16 protein-coding genes and 1 pseudogene are annotated in these 15,821 nt (G+C 72.2%); 10 read left to right on the top strand and 7 right to left on the bottom strand.

The features are described from left to right. Positions 1 to 788 (bottom strand): annotated as a pseudogene (locus COGEMETH_RS20760) (hypothetical protein); the annotation flags it as partial. Then, entirely contained in the window at positions 785 to 2,023 is a 1,239-nt protein-coding gene (locus COGEMETH_RS20755) for a glycosyltransferase family protein (RefSeq protein WP_238184500.1), read from the bottom strand. The pseudogene COGEMETH_RS20760 and the gene COGEMETH_RS20755, both read right to left, overlap by 4 nt. A 265-nt stretch (positions 2,024 to 2,288) precedes the next feature. Between COGEMETH_RS20755 and COGEMETH_RS20750 the strand changes: the two genes are divergently transcribed. After that, entirely contained in the window at positions 2,289 to 4,958 is a 2,670-nt protein-coding gene (locus tag COGEMETH_RS20750; RefSeq protein WP_238184499.1) for an ABC transporter ATP-binding protein/permease, read from the top strand. Here COGEMETH_RS20750 and COGEMETH_RS20745 read toward each other — a convergent pair. Beyond that, a complete protein-coding gene (locus tag COGEMETH_RS20745) occupies positions 4,934 to 5,191 on the bottom strand; it encodes a hypothetical protein (protein ID WP_238184498.1) in 258 nt (85 codons plus the stop codon). The genes COGEMETH_RS20750 and COGEMETH_RS20745 overlap by 25 nt on opposite strands. Before the next feature lie 233 nt (positions 5,192 to 5,424). Between COGEMETH_RS20745 and COGEMETH_RS20740 the strand changes: the two genes are divergently transcribed. Further along, complete coding sequence (locus COGEMETH_RS20740) at positions 5,425 to 6,816, top strand: FAD-binding oxidoreductase (protein ID WP_238184497.1); 1,392 nt, start codon at positions 5,425 to 5,427, stop codon at positions 6,814 to 6,816. 12 nt (positions 6,817 to 6,828) lie between these two features. Here the strand turns inward: COGEMETH_RS20740 and ruvC are convergent, their stop codons facing one another. Together ruvC and COGEMETH_RS20730 are read right to left on the bottom strand one after the other, a co-directional pair. Continuing rightward, complete coding sequence (gene ruvC / locus COGEMETH_RS20735; RefSeq protein ID WP_238184496.1) at positions 6,829 to 7,395, bottom strand: crossover junction endodeoxyribonuclease RuvC; 567 nt, start codon at positions 7,393 to 7,395, stop codon at positions 6,829 to 6,831. A 163-nt stretch (positions 7,396 to 7,558) separates the two neighbouring features. After that, positions 7,559 to 7,798: a hypothetical protein gene (locus tag COGEMETH_RS20730; protein WP_238184495.1), complete on the bottom strand. Its 240-nt coding sequence runs from the start codon at positions 7,796 to 7,798 to the stop codon at positions 7,559 to 7,561. A 283-nt stretch (positions 7,799 to 8,081) separates the two neighbouring features. On the opposite strand from COGEMETH_RS20730, the gene metX reads away from it, so the two are divergent. From metX to COGEMETH_RS20715, 3 genes are read left to right on the top strand one after another with little or no spacing between them, the layout of a single operon-like run. Then, on the top strand, positions 8,082 to 9,296 hold the full coding sequence (gene metX / locus COGEMETH_RS20725; protein WP_238184494.1) for a homoserine O-acetyltransferase MetX: 1,215 nt from the start codon (positions 8,082 to 8,084) through the stop codon (positions 9,294 to 9,296). Next, the gene (gene metW, locus COGEMETH_RS20720) at positions 9,293 to 10,006 is read left to right on the top strand and encodes a methionine biosynthesis protein MetW (protein ID WP_373875406.1); all 714 of its coding nucleotides are present in this window, start codon (positions 9,293 to 9,295) and stop codon (positions 10,004 to 10,006) included. Before metX ends, metW begins: the two co-directional genes overlap by 4 nt. Beyond that, a complete protein-coding gene (locus COGEMETH_RS20715) occupies positions 9,993 to 10,583 on the top strand; it encodes a TY-Chap domain-containing protein (RefSeq protein ID WP_238184493.1) in 591 nt (196 codons plus the stop codon). The genes metW and COGEMETH_RS20715 overlap by 14 nt, the downstream gene beginning before the upstream one ends. Here COGEMETH_RS20715 and COGEMETH_RS20710 read toward each other — a convergent pair. Then, complete coding sequence (locus COGEMETH_RS20710) at positions 10,546 to 11,553, bottom strand: alpha/beta fold hydrolase (protein WP_238184492.1); 1,008 nt, start codon at positions 11,551 to 11,553, stop codon at positions 10,546 to 10,548. The genes COGEMETH_RS20715 and COGEMETH_RS20710 overlap by 38 nt on opposite strands. 151 nt (positions 11,554 to 11,704) lie before the next feature. On the opposite strand from COGEMETH_RS20710, the gene COGEMETH_RS20705 reads away from it, so the two are divergent. Together COGEMETH_RS20705 and COGEMETH_RS20700 are read left to right on the top strand one after the other, a co-directional pair. Next, the gene (locus COGEMETH_RS20705) at positions 11,705 to 13,090 is read left to right on the top strand and encodes an MFS transporter (RefSeq protein ID WP_238184491.1); all 1,386 of its coding nucleotides are present in this window, start codon (positions 11,705 to 11,707) and stop codon (positions 13,088 to 13,090) included. Positions 13,091 to 13,167: 77 nt separating this feature from the next. Then, positions 13,168 to 13,968 (top strand): SDR family NAD(P)-dependent oxidoreductase, encoded by an 801-nt coding sequence (locus COGEMETH_RS20700; protein WP_238184490.1) that lies wholly within the window; start codon positions 13,168 to 13,170, stop codon positions 13,966 to 13,968. Positions 13,969 to 14,071: 103 nt separating this feature from the next. On the opposite strand, the gene COGEMETH_RS20695 is transcribed toward COGEMETH_RS20700, so the two are convergent. Then, positions 14,072 to 14,422 (bottom strand): SWIB/MDM2 domain-containing protein, encoded by a 351-nt coding sequence (locus COGEMETH_RS20695; RefSeq protein WP_238184489.1) that lies wholly within the window; start codon positions 14,420 to 14,422, stop codon positions 14,072 to 14,074. A 247-nt stretch (positions 14,423 to 14,669) separates the two neighbouring features. On the opposite strand from COGEMETH_RS20695, the gene COGEMETH_RS25665 reads away from it, so the two are divergent. The 3 genes from COGEMETH_RS25665 to COGEMETH_RS20685 all read left to right on the top strand — a co-directional run. Continuing rightward, positions 14,670 to 14,795, top strand: a complete 126-nt coding sequence (locus COGEMETH_RS25665) for a hypothetical protein (RefSeq protein WP_283215036.1) — start codon at positions 14,670 to 14,672, stop codon at positions 14,793 to 14,795. Between the two features lie 53 nt (positions 14,796 to 14,848). Continuing rightward, the gene (locus COGEMETH_RS20690) at positions 14,849 to 15,328 is read left to right on the top strand and encodes a DUF2721 domain-containing protein (protein ID WP_238184488.1); all 480 of its coding nucleotides are present in this window, start codon (positions 14,849 to 14,851) and stop codon (positions 15,326 to 15,328) included. A gap of 94 nt (positions 15,329 to 15,422) precedes the next feature. Further along, positions 15,423 to 15,821: PRC-barrel domain-containing protein (locus COGEMETH_RS20685; protein ID WP_238184487.1), on the top strand; the 399-nt coding region annotated here is incomplete at its 3' end.

Here is a 15,821-nt window from a genome sequence, read left to right as displayed (position 1 = left end):
GTCGCTCTCCCCTCCCAGATCTCGGGCTTGCCCGAGATCTGCATCCTGGGTGCCCAAGTCGGGCAAGCCCGACTTGGGTTGGGAGAGGGTGGCCCGCGAAGCGGGTCGGGAGAGGGGAGCGCCGTATCCGGCATCGTCGCTCCCCTCTCCCGACCCTCGCTGAGGCGAGGGCCACCCTCCCCCGCAGAGGGGGGAGGGAGACGCGCGCTGGCTTCCGCAAGCTCCCGCAACCGCAAGAACCCGTCCCGCGTGCAGGTGACGCCCCAGGCGGCGTCCGCCAGCTTCTCCGAGAGCTCCCAGTCCGGCGTGGTCCAGATGTCCTTGGCGTGGGCTGAAAAACTCCAGCCGCGTCCGGTCAGGGTCGCGGCGTAGCGGGCGACGCTGGAGGGCGTGTGCAGGAAATGCGCGTGCAGGTGGGTGACCGTCTCCGGCAGTTCGCGGGCCAGCACCAGGGCCTGCCCGAGCCGGCGCAGGCGGGAGGCGTTGGGGTCTCGGCGCAGGTCCCGCGCGAACAGGGCGAGCAGCCTGCCGAAGCGGGGCTGGCGGGCGGCCCAGGCCAGCGCCCGCAGGACCCGGACAGGGGCGTGGCGCAGGTATTCCGGCAGGTAGGCGACGGGGGCACGGATGGCCGCGTGCATCGGGTGGCGCGCCGTCTCCGTCGGGTGGCGCAGGGACCAGATGTCCAGCGACAGCCCGCGCGCCTCCAGGGCGAGGAGTTCCTGCGCGATGAAGGTCTCCGACAGGCGCGGATAGCCCTTCAGCACGATCGCGATGCGGGCCCCCGTCACGGGCAGGCCCTGCGGCGCAGGTCCGAGAAGGCCTCCGCGTCGGGGGCCGTCAGGGCGCGCACGCGGGCCGCGATCACGTCGAGGCCGTCGAGCAGGCCCGGCACCACGACCTTCGAGGGCGGCGACTGCGCCGGCAGCGCCCGCAGGGCGGCCGCCATGCGGGCGGGCGCGCGCCCCTCCGCCTCCAGCAGGACGCGTGCGAGGCCGAGGGCTTGGGCGGCCACCGCGCGGATCTCCTGTTCCCGGCGGGGGCGGGTGCGGGGCACAAGGATCGCGCGCTTATCGAAGGACAGGATCTCGCAGAACGTGTTGTAGCCCCCCATCGCGACGATGCCTTCGGCCTTGCGCATCAGCAGCTCGATCTCGCTGTCGAAGGTGATCGCCGCGATCCGCTCCGAGATTTTGGCGATGCGGTCGAGGAAGCCCGTGCGGGTGCCGGCGTCGAGGAAGGGGCCGAAGGCGACGAGCGCCGGGAGCGGGATGCCGGGATCGGCCTCGTAGGCCGCGATCACCCAGTCGATCAGGGCCGCACCGTCCCCGCCGCCGCCGGGCGTCACCAGGATGAAGGGTTTGTCCGTCACCGCGGGCTCTGAGCGGCCGGGCCGCAGCTCCGGCAGGGCCCGGCGCAGGTAGCCGGTGTAGATCGGCCGGTCCGCGAGCCCGGGGGCGAAGGCTTCGAGCGGCCGGTGGATGCGCGGCACCCCGTAGACCCAGACCTCGTCGTAGAAGCGCATCGCCCCGGTCGCGCCCTTGCGCTCCCATTCGGGCACGAGGCGTTCGGGGTCGTCGAGGACGTCGCGCAGGCCGAGCACCAGCTTGCAGCCCCGCTCCGACAATCGCTCCAGGGCCGGCAGGATCTCCCCGTGGAAGCCGGTGGGCTCCTTGTCCACGATCATGACATGGGGCCGGAAGGCGTCCACGGTGCGGGCGATGATCGCGGTGCGCTCGGCCACCACGCGCTCCAGGGGCACGCCCGGGTCGAGGCTGGCGTAATCGCCGTCCGGCAGCTTCGTCACCGGCGGCACCCGCACCGCCTCGACGCCCTCGGCGAAGGCGAAGCGGTCGATCACGGGCGAGCCCGAGACGATCACGGCCCGCACGTCCCGGTTGGCCCCGACGATCGCGTTGGCGATCGCCCGCGAGCGCCGGAGATGGCCGAGCCCGAAGGTGTCGTGGCTGTAGATCAGGACGCGGCAGGAGGTCCCCGAGCCGTCCTGCCCCGCGGGCGTTCGCATCTCGATCAACGGGCCTCTCAGGAACCGGAGCGTCGCAGCAGAATCCTGTTCGCACGACACGGGCCGGTGTGACAAACGGGACGGGCGCCTCGCGGCGATGGCCTGCGCGTCTTTGAAACGCCGGAGCAGCGCCCGCGAACCCCGCGGAGACGGTGCCGGTTGCGGGCGCGGTGTGGCAAACCCGCCGCCTGCGGCCTATGCCGCTCCGTCTCGCATCCGTAGGCGAGTGGACGGGATCGACGGCACGAGGCCGGAAGCGGAAGCGATGCGCGAGCTGCACCCCAAGCTGTTCCGGTACATCTGGCGCTACTCGAAGCGGGACCAGCTCGCGATCTGCGCGGTCGTCCTCGCCTCCCTGCCGTTCTACTTCGCCTCCCTCGACCTGCCCAAGCGCATCGTCAACGACGCGATCACCGGCAAGGCGTTCGCGCACGGCAACGCCACGACGTCGTTCCTCGACATCGCCATCGCCTGGCCCGCGTGGCTCGGCGGCGGCCGGACGCGCCTGTTCGAGGGCTTCGAGGTCGGCCGGATGGAGCTCCTGTTCGGGCTGTCGGGCCTGTTCCTCTGCCTCGTGCTGATCAACGGCGCCTTCAAGTTCTGGATCAACCTGACCAAGGGCGTGCTCGGCGAGCGCATGCTGCGGCGCCTGCGCTTCCAGCTCTTCGCCCTGATGCTGCGCTTCACCCCGGAGGCCCAGCGCGAGGTCAAGGCGTCGGAGACGGCCACCATCATCCGCGACGAGGTCGAGCCGATCGGCTCCTTCATCGGGGACGCCATCGTCGTGCCGGTCTTCCTCGGCACCCAGGCCGCCACCGCGCTGACCTTCATCCTGATCCAGAACCTCTGGCTCGGGATCGTGGCCGGCGCGATGGTGGGCGTGCAGATCGTGGTGATCCCGCGCCTGCGCCGGGAGATCATCCGCCTCAGCCGCCAGCGCCAGCTCGCCTCGCGCAACTTCGCGGGCCGGGTCGGCGAGGTGCTGGAGGGGCTGGAGGCCGTCACCGTCAACGATGCCGGGCGCTGGGAGCGGGCCGAGATCGGGGGGCGGCTGCATGCCCTCTACGACCTGCGCCTGCGCATCTACCGGCGCAAGTTCGCGGTCAAATACCTCAACAACCTGCTGGCGCAGATCACGCCCTTCCTGTTCTACGCCATCGGCGGCCTGTTCGCGCTCCGCGGCGAACTCGACATCGGCCAGCTGGTGGCGGTGCTGGCCGCCTACCGCGACCTGCCGCCCCCCCTCAAGGAACTGATCGACTGGGACCAGCAGCGCCTCGACGTGGAGGTGAAGTACGAGACCGTCGCGGCCCATTTCGCCCCCCACCGCCTGCGGCCGTCCGAGCCGGACGGGGAGGAGGCCGCCGCCGTGACCCTCGGCAGCCCCCTGCGCACGGAGGGCCTCGGCCTGAAGGACCCCCATGGGGGCCCGGCCGTCGAGGTCGAGGGCTTCTCCCTCGCGCTGCCGGGCCGGATCGCACTGGTCTCCCCCGGCTGCGGGCTCGCCCGGCAGTTTGCCGCCGGCATCGCCGGGATCGAGGTGCCGCAGGGGGGCACGATCGCGATCGGCGGGCACGACCTGGCGGGGCTGCCGGCCTCGGTCCGGGCCCGGCAGATCGCCTATGCCGGCCCCGAGCCGGTCCTGTTCCCCGGCACGATCCGCGACAACATCCTGTTCGCCCTCCGCAACCGCCCGCGGGGCGGGCCGGGGCTCGCCTGGGACGAGCGCCGCCTCGAGGCCCTGCGCACGGGAAACCCCCTCGAGACGGTCGACGACCTCTGGATCGACTACCCCGCCCTCGGGCTCACGGATGCGGCCGACCTCGACGCCCGCCTGCTCGGCATCCTCGGCCGGCTGGGAATGGACGACGACCTCTACCGCTTCGGCCTCACCGCCCTCAGCTCCGTCAGCCACGACACGCCGGTGGGCGCCCGGATGATCGCGGCCCGAATCCACCTGCAGGAGCATTTCGTGGAGGCCGGGATGGCGGGGCTCGTCATCCCCTTCGCCCGCGGCCGCTACAACGAGCAGGCGACGATCGCCGAGAACCTCCTGTTCGGGGTGCCGCGCGACCCCGCCCTGATGGGCGCGCGGCTGGCGGGCGAGCCGCGGTTCCGCGCGGTGCTCTCCGGGATCGGCCTGCTGGACGACCTCGCCGCGATGGGCGTGCGGATCGCCAGGAACCTCGTGGATATCTTCCACGACCTGCCGCCCGGCCATCCCCTGTTCCGGCGCTTCTCCCTGATCGCGCCGGACGAACTCCGGGATTTCGAGCGTCGGCTTGCCGGCATTCCAGCGGACGGGCGCCTGAGCCCGGACGACGAGGAGGCCTTCCTCGCCCTGGCGCTGCCCTACGTCGAGCCCCGCCTCAGGCTCGGCCTGCTGGACGACGCCTTCCGGGCGCGCCTGCTCGGGGCGCGGGGGCTGGTCCAGGCGGCGCTCGAAGGGCCGGACGGCCACGAGGTCGAGGTCTACGACCCGGCGCGGATCAACCCGCGCAGCTCGATCCTCGACAACCTGCTGTTCGGCCGCATCGACACGGCGCGGATGCACGGGGAGGCGGAGGTGCGCAAACAGGTCCGGGCGGTGGTGCGGGAATTCGGCCTGGAGGCCGGCATCCGCCGGCGGGGCCTCGACTACGAGGTCGGCAACCGGGGCCGGATGCTCACGCCCCGCCAGCAGGCGGCGGTCGACCTCACCCGCGCCCTGGCGCGACGGCCGGAGATCCTGGTGGTGGACGGGGCGGCGGCCCAACTCGCGGACGGTGTGCGGACGCTGTTTTCCGCCATGGACGCGGATGCGCCCGGCGCGAGCCTGCTGGCCGTCGTCGGCGAGGCGGACGCCGGCGCCTTCCCGGCCTGCCTGCGCCTGGGGGCCACGGGGTCGGTGCGGCTGACCAGCCCCAAGGATCAGGCGGCGCGGCGCACCGCGTAGCGGTAGCAGCGGCCCTGCTCGTCCAGCAATTCGCTGTCCCTGCCCTCCGCCCAGACCACCTCGTCCCGCGGCCCGGCGGTGTCGGTCAGGGTCGCCCCGCGCACGATGTCGAGGGCGATGCCGAAGCCGTAGCTCGTCGCGGTCGCCTCCGTGATGGCGCCGGCGATGTCGGCCCCGTCCGGCAGGCAGGCGAACAGGACGCCGTCGGCGATGGCGAGCGTGTAGGTTCGCATGGATCGACTCCAGGGTTGCGGGGAGCGTGAACCTAGGGAGCGGCGAGGGGCGGCAGTAGGCCGGCCACCGCGATGCTGCAATGCAGCAAACGAGGGTGCCCGGGCTCGCGGGGCTTGTGGCGGACCCTGCCCGTGCGGGTCTGCCCATCCGTCGCCGTGGCCTCAGGCCACCCGGTTCGTGTAGAGGATCGGTCCGATCCGCCGATCCCGGCACCTGCGCCGATGTCCTTGCCATGATGCACGAATCCGTACCCGACGCCTTCCTCGCCACGCTGGCGGCCATCGTCGGCCCCTCGGGCCTCGTCACCGGCGCGGAACTGCGCGGCCGGCCGGCGAGCTGGACCCGGCCCGAGGAGCCCTGCGCCGCCGCCGCCCTGGTGCGTCCGCGCACGACGCAGGAGGTCTCACTGGTGCTCGCCGCCTGCCACGCGGCCGGGCACCCGGTGGTGCCGCGCGGCGGCTGCACCGGGCTCGTCGACGGCATCCTCTGTAATGCTGCCGAGATCGCCCTGTCCCTGGAGCGCATGGGCGGGATCGAATCCGTCGATCCCCTGGCGATGACGATGGTGGCACGCGCCGGCACCACGATCGCAATGGTGCAGGACGCGGCCCAGGCGGAGGGCCTGATGTTCCCCCTCGACCTCGGCGCCCGCGGCTCGGCGACGGTGGGCGGCACCATCGCCACGAATGCCGGCGGCCTGCGGGTGCTGCGCTACGGCATGATGCGCGAGATGGTGCTCGGCCTGGAGGCGGTGCTGGCCGACGGCACGGTGGTCTCCTCCCTGCGCCCGCTGATCAAGAACAACACCGGGCTGGACCCCAAGCACCTCTTCCTCGGCACGGAGGGGACGCTGGGCATCGTCACGCGGGCGGTGCTGCGCCTGCGCCCGGCCCCGGCCGGCTACGCCACCGCGTTCCTGGCCTGCCCCGGCGTCGATGCCGCCGCCCGGGTGCTCGCCCGGACCCAGGCGGCGTTCCAGGGGCGGGTCTCGTCCTTCGAGGGGATGTGGCCCGGCTACTACCGGCTGATGACGGAGCCCGGCCGGTTCGCGCCGCCGCTCCCGCGCGAGCATCCCTATTACGCCCTGGTCGAGATCGAGTGCGTGCCGGAGGAGGAGCCGCGAATCCACGCCCTGCTCGAGTCGCTGATGGAGGCGGGCGACATCCTCGACGCGGTCCTGGCGGCCTCCGAGGAGCAGCGCCGCGGCCTCTGGCGCATCCGCGAGGCGGTGGAGATGCTGGTGCCGGCGGGCTTCGGCCGGCCCTTCGACGTGAGCGTGCCCCTCTCGGCGATGCACGATTACGTCGCGGCGGCGACCCGCGCGGTGGCCGCGATCCGCCCCGGCGCGGGGGCGGTGGCCTACGGCCATATCGGCGACGGCAACATCCACTGGAACACCACGCCGCTCGGCGACCCGGCCCTGGAGGCGCAGGTGGACGCCGCGATCTACGGACCGCTGACGGCGCTCTCCGGCTCGGTCTCGGCCGAGCACGGCATCGGCCTGGCGAAGCGGGGAAAGCTCGGGCTGTCGCGCTCGGACAGCGAGGTCGCGGTGATGCGGGCGGTCAAGCAGGCCCTCGATCCCCGCCGCATCCTCAACCCCGGCAAGATTTTTTTGGGCTAAGGCGCCCGAACCTCAACCCTGGCGGGCGAGCGCTGCGGCGATCCGGGCCGCGGCCGGGCCGGACACGCCTGCGGGCAGATGGGCCTGCTTCAAGGCGTGGGCGCCGCGGTGGTTGACGTGGGTGATGGCGATGGCGAGCGCATCGGCCGCGTCCGCGACCTTGAACTCGGCCTTCGGCAGCAGGAAGCGCACCATCGCCTGGACCTGCACCTTCTCGGCGTGCCCCGAGCCGCAGACCGTCTTCTTGATCAGGTTGGCCGCGTACTCGAACACCGGGACCCCGGCCAGGGCCGGCACCAGCAGGGCGATCGCCCGCGCGTGCCCGAGCTTGAGCGTCGCCTGCGCGTCCTTGTTGACGAAGGTCTCCTCCACAGCGACCTCGTCCGGCCGGAACGTCTGGACGATCCGGCTGATGCCCTCGTGCAGTTCGCGCAGGCGCAGCGCCAGGGGCAGGTCCCCGTCGGAGGTGACGACGCCGCAATCCCCGTAGGCGAGCGTCGACCCGGTGGCGGTGACGACGCCCCAGCCGGTGCGGCGCAGGCCCGGATCGATGCCGAGGACGCGGACGGGAATGCTCATCACGATATCCTGCGCAGGCCCAGACGCCGGCCCGAGCCCTACGCACATATCGTGAACGAAGGCTTTCGCCAACCCGATGGCGCGGCCCCCGTGGGCAGGGCGCGAAGGCCGGTGCGGCAGGCTCCCTCCGGCGGGTTTCGCGCCGGAAGGAGTTGGGCCGCGATCAGTACCGGCGGCGCGGCCGGTCGTCGTCGTCCTCCATGTCGCGACGGCGCTGCTCGCGGCGCATGTCGCGGCGGTTCTCGCGGCGTGCCTCCTCACGGTCCATGTCGCGCTCGCGCTGTCCGCGGGAGCGCAGGTCGATGTTCGGGCCGTCGGGGCCGATGCCGATGGATTGCGCGGACGCCGGGGCGCCCGACAGCAGGCCGATCGCGACGAGCGATGCGGCGAGGACGAGTTTCATGGACGGTTCCTCCTGAGAGCCGACCTGTAACGGTCGCCGTCGCCGCACCGTTCCGCTTCCGTCCCGAACGAAGATTTTTACGGGCGCGCAGGGACTTGAGGAGAAAGCCGGCCTTCGCGGGCCGCCTTCGAAAGACCGACCGGCTTTTCCCCTGTCCCGGTCCCCGTTCGTTGACGCTGGGGACCGCGCACACTACCTCCTTGAGCCGGCCACGGCAGGGTCGGCCGTCACGCGCGTCCTCCCGATCGCCGGCCGCGGACCGAGAACCGTTCCCAGACGCGTCATGGACAATCCCACGGACACCGCCCTGAGGCAGGATACCTCCGTCGAGGCCGGCCGTGCCCTGCGCGCGGGCGCCGAGCCCTCGCAGGCCCTCGACCCCAAGAGCCCGGTCGCCCGGTTCAACGCGGACCGGCCGCTGGCGATGGATGCGGGTGTGGACCTCGCGCCCTTCCAGATCGCCTACCAGACCGCAGGCCGGCTCAACGCCGCGCATTCGAACGCGGTGCTGATCTGCCACGCGCTCACCGGCGACCAGCACTTCGCCCACCCCCATCCCGTGACCAAGAAGCCCGGCTGGTGGGAGACCCTGGTGGGGCCGGGCAAGCCGATCGATACGGACCGCTACTTCGTGATCTGCTCGAACGTCGTCGGCTCCTGCATGGGCTCGACCGGGCCTGCCTCCATCGACCCGCGGACCGGGCGTGCCTACGGCCTCGACTTCCCCCTGGTGACGATCCGCGACATGGTCCGCGCCCAGGCGATGCTGCTGGACCACCTCGGCATCCCGGACCTGTTCCTCTGCATCGGCGGCTCGATGGGGGGGATGCAGGTGCTGCAATGGGCCTCGCTCTATCCCGAGCGGGTCTTCGCCGCGATGCCGATCGCCACCGGCGCGCGCCACTCGGCCCAGAACATCGCCTTCCACGAGGTCGGCCGGCAGGCGATCATGGCCGACCTGGCCTGGGAGAACGGGCGCTACCTGGAGGCCGGCACCCGGCCCTCGAAGGGCTTGGGCGTCGCGCGGATGGGCGCGCACATCACCTACCTCTCCGAGCCGGCGCTGCACCGCAAGTTCGGGCGCCGCTTCCAGGGCGGCTCGGCGCCGACCTTCTCCTTCAACGCCGACTTCCAGATCGAGAGCTACCTGCGCCACCAGGGCCTCAGCTTCGTCGAGCGGTTCGACGCCAACGCCTACCTCTACCTCACGCGGGCGATGGATTATTTCGACCTCGCCGCGGACCATGGCGGAGTGCTGGCCAACGCCTTCCGGGGCACCAGGACCCGCTTCTGCGTGATTTCCTTCACCTCCGACTGGCTGTTCCCGACCGCGGATTCCCGCGCGATCGTGCACGCCCTCAACGCGGCGGCCGCCCCCGTCGCCTTCGTGGAGGTTGAGAGCGACAAGGGCCACGACGCCTTCCTGCTCGACGAGCCGGCGATGTTCTCGGCCGCCCGCGGCTTCATCGACGCCGCCGCCAGGGCGCGCGGCCTGTGAGCGGTCCCGACACCCTGCTCACGGACGCCGCCTCCGGCGCGCCCTGGGGGACGGCCGCGGGCCTGCCGCGCTCCGGCGACACCGGGGGGGCGCGGGTCGACCACCTCGTCGTGCTCGGCCTCGTGCCGCCGGGCGCGCGCGTCCTCGACATCGGCTGCGGCGACGGCTCCCTGCTGGCGCTGCTGCGCGACCGGCGGGGCGTGGACGGGCGCGGCATCGAGCTGTCGCGGGCCGGCGTCAACGCCTGCCTCGCCCGCGGCCTGCCCGTGATCCAGGGGGACGCCGACACGGACCTGGCGAACTACCCCGACGACGCCTTCGACGTGGTGGTCCTGTCCCAGACCATCCAGGCGACGCGCAACCCCCGCATCGTGCTGGAGCACCTGCTGCGCATCGGCCGGCAGGTGGTGATCTCCTTCCCCAATTTCGGGCACTGGCGGGTGCGGGCCGAACTCGCCTTCCGTGGGCGCATGCCCATCACCGAGATCCTGCCCGAAGCCTGGTACGAGACCCCCAACATCCACCACTGCACCATCCGCGACTTCGTCGGCCTCTGCCGTGAGGTGGACGCGCGCATCGAGAAGGCGGCCGCGCTCGACGCGCGGGGGCGCCCGATGCGCTTCTCCATGCCGTGGTGGTTCTGGAACCTCATCGGTGCGCAGGGGGTGTTCCTGCTGCGGCGGGGCGAGGAGAGGGATGAGCCGCGGTAGGATGCGGCTGCCCTGGAGGACGGCGATCGCCCTCGCCGCGCTGGCCGCTAGTCCCCCGTCGTGGGCGGGTGACGCCAGGGACAGGTTCGTCGCCACCCACCATTGCGAGATCCTGTCGCGCCTGTGGCGGATCTACGATCGCGGCCCGCACGACACCTCGAAGGACCGCTTCCTCGCCGTCACGCTGGCCGGGCGGCCGCAGAGCTACGTCCAGTGCATCTTCACGGACGACGATGCGCGGATGCTGTGCGAGGCCGCCTCCGGAGCCTACCGCGGCCGCGACGATCCGGACAGGGGCGTTGCATTGCCGGCGGAATCGATCGCGGCCCTGCGCAGGCTCGGCTTCGAGCAGCCCGATCGGAAGGGCAACTTCGAGATGACGGTCGATCTCGGATCGCCGCCGAGGCTCGACGACGTGGCGAGGCTGATGCTCGTGGCCCTGCACGACGCCTATGGCGGCGACGCCGCGAGCGTCCTGGAACTGACGGCCCCGATGGCCCGGTATCCCGGCAGGACCTGCGGACTGGCGCAGATGCGCGTCAATGCCCGTCCAGGAACTCCAGCACCGCCCCGTTGAAACGTTCCGTCGCCTCCATGTGGACGAGGTGGCCGATGCCGTCGAAGACCAGGGCCTTGCCGCTGGGCATCCGCGCGGCCAGCGCCTGCGCGTTCTCCGCGTTCCGGCCCATCCGGGCGGCGAGTTCCGGCGGGGCGTAGGCCTTGCCCGGCGCGTTGTGATCGGCGCCGCCCATCACGAACAGGGTCGGGACCTGCACGAGGGGAATCTCGTGCACCACGGGCTGGCCCCAGATCATCGTGTAGGAGTTGACGAAGGAGCGCAGCCAGCGGGGATACTCGCCCGCGCCCTTCACCCGCTCGCGGATCTGCACGAAGGGCTCGATCGCCGACTCCGGCAGGGAGAGCGCGTAGCTCGTCATCAACTGGCGGCGGTAGGCCGCAGCCGTCAGTTCGCCCTCGCGGGCGAGCAGGGTCTCGTCCGGGACCGGCGGCACGCTGAAGCGGTAATCCTCCAGGCCGATCGGCGCCTCCAGGACCAGGCTGTTGACCCGGTCGGGCGCGTTGCGGGCGAGCCGCACCGCCAGCATCCCGCCCATCGAATGGGCCACCACGTCGACCCGGCGCAGGGACAGGGCGTCGAGGAGGGCCACCGTGTCGGCGGCCATCCGGTCGAAGGTGAAGGCCCCGACCGGCTTTCCCGACTTGCCGAAGCCGAGCTGGTCGGGGGCCACCACCCGGTAGCCGCCTTGGGTCAGTGCGGCCACGACCGGCGCCCAGTAGCTCGACGGGAAGTTGCGCCCGTGCAGCAGCAGCACAGTCCGCCCGTTGGCCGTGCCTGTCGGCGCCACGTCCATGTAGGCGAGGCGCTGCGCCTCCCCGTCGCGGGTGAGCGGCAGGAAGCGCACCGGATAGGGGTAGGCGAAGCCCTCCAGGCCGATCCCCAGGGGCGTGTCCGAGGCATCCTGCGCCCACGCCGCCAGGGGCATCAGGGGCAGCGTCAGGGCCAGGAGCAGGGTGGTCGCGCGCATCGAGGGAACTCCGCCGGGCGACGATCGGCCCGTCCGCGCGGTGACATAGGGCACCTGAGGCGCCTCGACGCCCGCCGCCGCCTGGGCGACAGGAGGATCGCGTCCGGCCCGCAGCGCGTCCGGCGCCCCCCCGGACAGGAGCATCCGCACGATGGCCGAGGCGCCCACGCAGACCAGGCCGCAGGACGGGCTGCCGGTGCGCGAGCGCCTGCTGGCGATGTCGGCGGTGGCGCTGGCCATGACCATGGCGGTGCTCGACGGGGCGATCGTCAACGTGGCGCTGCCCGTGATGGCCAAGGACCTCGCGGTGACGCCGGGCGAGGCGATCTTCGTGGTCAACGGCTACCAGATCGCCGTGACGGCCGCGCTCCTGCCGCTGGCCTCGCTCGGCGACATCCTCGGGTATCGCCGGGTCTACCTCGCGGGGCTCGCCGTCTTCGTCGTGGCCTCGCTTGCCTGCGCGCTGGCCCCGAACCTGCCGTTCCTCATCGCCGCCCGCCTCGCCCAGGGGCTCGGGGGCGCCGGCGTGATGAGCGTCAACATCGCGCTGGTCCGCTTCATCTACCCGCACCGGATGATCGGCCGCGGCGTCGGCAACGTCGCCCTGATCGTGGCGATCGCCTCGGCCGCCGGGCCGACGGTGGCCGCAGCCATCCTGTCGGTGGCCTCCTGGCCCTGGCTGTTCCTGGTCAACCTGCCGGTGGGGCTGACGGCGCTGTTCGTCGCCTCGCGCACCCTGCCGGCGACGCCGCGCAGCGGGGCGCGCTTCGACGGCCTGAGCGCGCTCCTCAACGCCCTGACCTTCGGCCTGCTGATCGTCGGCATCGACCGGCTCGGCGATGCGGGGGACCGCTCGGTGGCCCTGGCCGAGATCGCGGGCGCCGTGCTCGTCGGCACCGTGTTCGTCCGGCGCCAGATCCGCCTGCCGGCCCCGCTGCTGCCCGTGGACCTGCTGCGCATCCCGGCCTTCGCCCTGTCGATGGTGAGTTCTATCAGCGCCTTCGCCGCGCAGATGACCGCCTATGTCGGCCTGCCGTTCTACTTCCAGGACGTGCTGCGCCTCTCTGGCACGCAGACCGGCTTCCTGATGACGCCGTGGCCGATCGCCATCGCCGCGATGGCGCCGGTCTCGGGACGGCTGGCAGACCGCTATCCGCCGGGGCTGCTCGGCGGCATCGGCCTCGCCCTGATGGCCGCGGGCCTGGCCGCCCTGGCGGTGCTGCCGCCCGAGCCCGCGACGCTGGACATCGTCTGGCGCCTGACCCTGTGCGGCCTCGGCTTCGGCCTGTTCCAGTCGCCCAACAACAAGGTGATCGTCACCTCGGCCCCGCGCGAGCGCAGCGGCGGGGCGAGCGGCATGCAGTCGACGGCCCGGCTCACCGGGCAGTCGCTGGGCGCCGCGCTGGTGGCCGTGATCTTCGGCCTGACGCACGGGGCGGGGCCGGAGCGGGCGATCGCCCTCTCCCTCTGGTGCGCGGTGGCCCTGGCCTGCATGGGCGGCCTTGCCAGCGTGCTGCGGCGGGGGCCCGGCGGCTGACGCCTGCCGGGCGCGCATGACACCGAGCGCAGGCTCGCGCGTTGACGAGGCTCTGGAAGAAGCGGGACGGACGACGCATGGACATGGATCTGACGGGCCGGCGCGCCCTCGTCACCGGATCGACCGGCGGCATCGGCTACGGCATCGCCCGGGCGCTCGCCGACCTCGGCGCCAGCGTCGGCGTCAACGGGCGCACGGTGGAGCGGGTCGAGGCTGCGCTCGCGAGCCTGCGTGCCGAGGCGAAGGCCGGGGCGTTCTTCGCGGCCGTGGGCGACGTCGCGACGGCGGACGGGGTCGCGGCCCTGGTCTCGGCGCTGCCGGCGGTGGACATCCTCGTCAACAATACCGGGATCTTCGAGCCGAAACCCTTCTTCGAGATCCCGGATGCCGACTGGCAGCGCTTCTTCGAGGTGAACGTGATGAGCGGCGTGCGCCTGTCGCGGGCCTACACCCCCGGCATGGTCAAGTCCGGCTGGGGTCGCGTGGTGTTCATCGCCAGCGAGTCCGCCATCAACATCCCCGCCGAGATGGTCCATTACGGCATGACGAAGACGGCCCAGCTCAGCGTCTCGCGCGGGCTGGCCCAGACGGTCGCGGGCTCGGGCGTGACGGTCAACAGCGTGCTGCCCGGCCCGACCTTGTCGGAGGGGGTGGCCGACTTCCTGAAGCAGATGGCGGGCGAGACGGCGGACGGCGCCGACCTCGACGAACTGGGGCGCCGCTTCATCGCCGAGCACCGGCCGAGTTCGCTGATCGGGCGCCTTGCCCGCGTCGAGGAGGTGGCCAGCATGGTGGCCTATCTCTGCAGCCCGGCCGCGAGTGCCACCAGCGGCGCGGCGCTTCGGGTGGACGGCGGCGTCCTGCAGGGCATCGCCTGAGCGGCGGATCGCCGGCGCTCGGGTCAGCAGCCACCGCGACCGGATTGACCGGCGCGGGGGATGCGGGGCGAATGCGCGCGGCTCGGGCCGCGAGATCCGGCTCTCAGGATTTCAGGTGGGCGGCGAGGTGCTTGTTCATCTCGAACATGCTGCACTTGTCCTTGCCGAAGACCTTCTTGAGCTTGTCGTCGGCGAGGATTTCGCGCTTGTTCTCCGGGTTCTGGAGATTGTGCTTCTTGATGTATTCCCAGACCTTGCTGACCACCTCGCCGCGGGGCAGCGGGCTGGTGCCGACGATCGCGCCGAGTTCGGCCGAGGGCTTCAGGGGCTGCTGAAGGGCGTTGGGCTTGGCGCCGGCCGCCTTCGGCGCGGCAGCTGTCTTGGGCGCCGCCTTGGGGGCCGCTTCCTTGGTCGTCTTCGCCGCCGGCGCGGCCTTCGTCGTCTTGGTCGCCATGGAATTCCTCCGGTTCTCGTGCTGCGCGCTCGGACGTGACGGCCCCGCAGACAGGGCAGCATAGCAGCAACAACTAAGCGGTGCCCCACCCGTTCCAAGGGGGAATCGGGCTCGGGCGCCGGTTCATCCACAGGGCGTGGGCACTCCGGGGGCCGAGCACGGCCGCCGATCAGACTGTCTTCAGGTTCCGCGGCGCTTATCGGATGGTGAAACCTTCGGTTAAGCCCGACGGTCCAAGAGTTTCCTCATGCTCGCAACCGTCCTCGCCATCGCGCTCCTCTCGGCCGGCGCCCTCATCCTCGGCCTCGGGGTCGGCGTCTCCTCCGAGGCGGCGCGGACCGGGTGCGATCGGAACGGCGCCGGCCTGATCTGAGGCGGGCGGCGGGGCGGTTGCAGCGCCCGCGCCGAGCCCCATCTCCGGTCCGCATGAACGAACTCGTCCAGCCCCACAGCCTCGATGTCACCGCGCACGTCATCCAGGTGGCGCTGACGCCGGTCTTCCTGCTCTCGGGGATCGCGACGCTCCTCAACGTCTTCGGGGCACGGCTCGCCCGGGTGGCCGATCAGGCCGACCGCCTCTCCGGGCTGCTCGCCGGAGCGGCCGATGCCGAGCGCCGGGCCCTCGGCCGGCGCCTGGACAGGCTGCACCGGCGCTCCCTGGCGCTCGACGCCGCGGTCTTCCTCGCGGCGCTCGGCGGCGTGTGCACCTGCGGCGCGGCGCTCGCGCTCTTCGTCGGGGCCCTGCGGGACGCCACCGTGGCGAGCCTGCTGTTCGCGCTGTTCGGCGCTGCGATCCTGTGCACGCTGTTCGCGCTCGTCGCCTTCGGCACCGAGATGCTGCTCGCCAGCCGCACGGTGCGCGAGCGGATCACCGAGCGCCGCGCCGAGGCAGAACCCGGCCGCTGACCGGAACCCGCCCGGACCGTCGCGCGCTTAGACTCTCGGATCAAGACTTGAGGACCGCCCGGCTGCCGGGCCGTCCGCCCCCGCGGGAGAGCCTATGCCGACCGACCTGCCCAACGAACGCAGCCTCAGGAAGCCGGGCACGATGGAACTGGACCCCTCAGGAGAGGGCATCGCCATCGAGGAGACGGCGCGGCTGATCGCCTCGAACAAGGTCGAGGGCACCGCGGTCTACGACGGGCAGGGGCGCCACCTCGGTGCCGTCCACAACTTCATGGTGGACAAGGTCTCGGGTCAGGTCGCCTACGCGGTGCTCGCCTTCGGCGGCTTCCTGGGGCTGGGCGAGAACCACCATCCCCTACCCTGGAAGGCACTGACCTACAGCACCGAACGCGGTGGCTACATCGTGGACATCGATCCCAAGACCCTGGCCGGCGCGCCGAGCCACGGGTCCGGCGAGGACGGCTTCGCCGACCCCGCCGGACCCGTGGCTCGG

Source organism: Methylobacterium trifolii (assembly GCF_022179685.1).
Lineage (GTDB): Bacteria > Pseudomonadota > Alphaproteobacteria > Rhizobiales > Beijerinckiaceae > Methylobacterium > Methylobacterium trifolii.
The sequence above is the reverse complement of the archived record's forward strand: the minus strand, read 5'-3'. Positions and strand labels throughout refer to the sequence as shown.

Excerpts from the sequence above, each read along its gene's own strand:
- COGEMETH_RS20690 (WP_238184488.1), top strand. The coding sequence starts at position 14,849 with ATGAACGAACTCGTCCAGCCCCACAGCCTCGATGTCACCGCGCACGTC.
- COGEMETH_RS20715 (WP_238184493.1), top strand. The coding sequence starts at position 9,993 with ATGAGCCGCGGTAGGATGCGGCTGCCCTGGAGGACGGCGATCGCCCTC.
- COGEMETH_RS20730 (WP_238184495.1), bottom strand. The coding sequence starts at position 7,798 with ATGAAACTCGTCCTCGCCGCATCGCTCGTCGCGATCGGCCTGCTGTCG.
- COGEMETH_RS20740 (WP_238184497.1), top strand. The coding sequence starts at position 5,425 with ATGATGCACGAATCCGTACCCGACGCCTTCCTCGCCACGCTGGCGGCC.
- COGEMETH_RS25665 (WP_283215036.1), top strand. The coding sequence starts at position 14,670 with ATGCTCGCAACCGTCCTCGCCATCGCGCTCCTCTCGGCCGGCGCCCTC.
- COGEMETH_RS20710 (WP_238184492.1), bottom strand. The coding sequence starts at position 11,553 with ATGCGCGCGACCACCCTGCTCCTGGCCCTGACGCTGCCCCTGATGCCC.
- metX (WP_238184494.1), top strand. The coding sequence starts at position 8,082 with ATGGACAATCCCACGGACACCGCCCTGAGGCAGGATACCTCCGTCGAG.
- ruvC (WP_238184496.1), bottom strand. The coding sequence starts at position 7,395 with ATGAGCATTCCCGTCCGCGTCCTCGGCATCGATCCGGGCCTGCGCCGC.
- COGEMETH_RS20700 (WP_238184490.1), top strand. The coding sequence starts at position 13,168 with ATGGACATGGATCTGACGGGCCGGCGCGCCCTCGTCACCGGATCGACC.
- COGEMETH_RS20750 (WP_238184499.1), top strand. The coding sequence starts at position 2,289 with ATGCGCGAGCTGCACCCCAAGCTGTTCCGGTACATCTGGCGCTACTCG.
- COGEMETH_RS20745 (WP_238184498.1), bottom strand. The coding sequence starts at position 5,191 with ATGCGAACCTACACGCTCGCCATCGCCGACGGCGTCCTGTTCGCCTGC.
- COGEMETH_RS20695 (WP_238184489.1), bottom strand. The coding sequence starts at position 14,422 with ATGGCGACCAAGACGACGAAGGCCGCGCCGGCGGCGAAGACGACCAAG.
- COGEMETH_RS20705 (WP_238184491.1), top strand. The coding sequence starts at position 11,705 with ATGGCCGAGGCGCCCACGCAGACCAGGCCGCAGGACGGGCTGCCGGTG.
- COGEMETH_RS20755 (WP_238184500.1), bottom strand. The coding sequence starts at position 2,023 with ATGCGAACGCCCGCGGGGCAGGACGGCTCGGGGACCTCCTGCCGCGTC.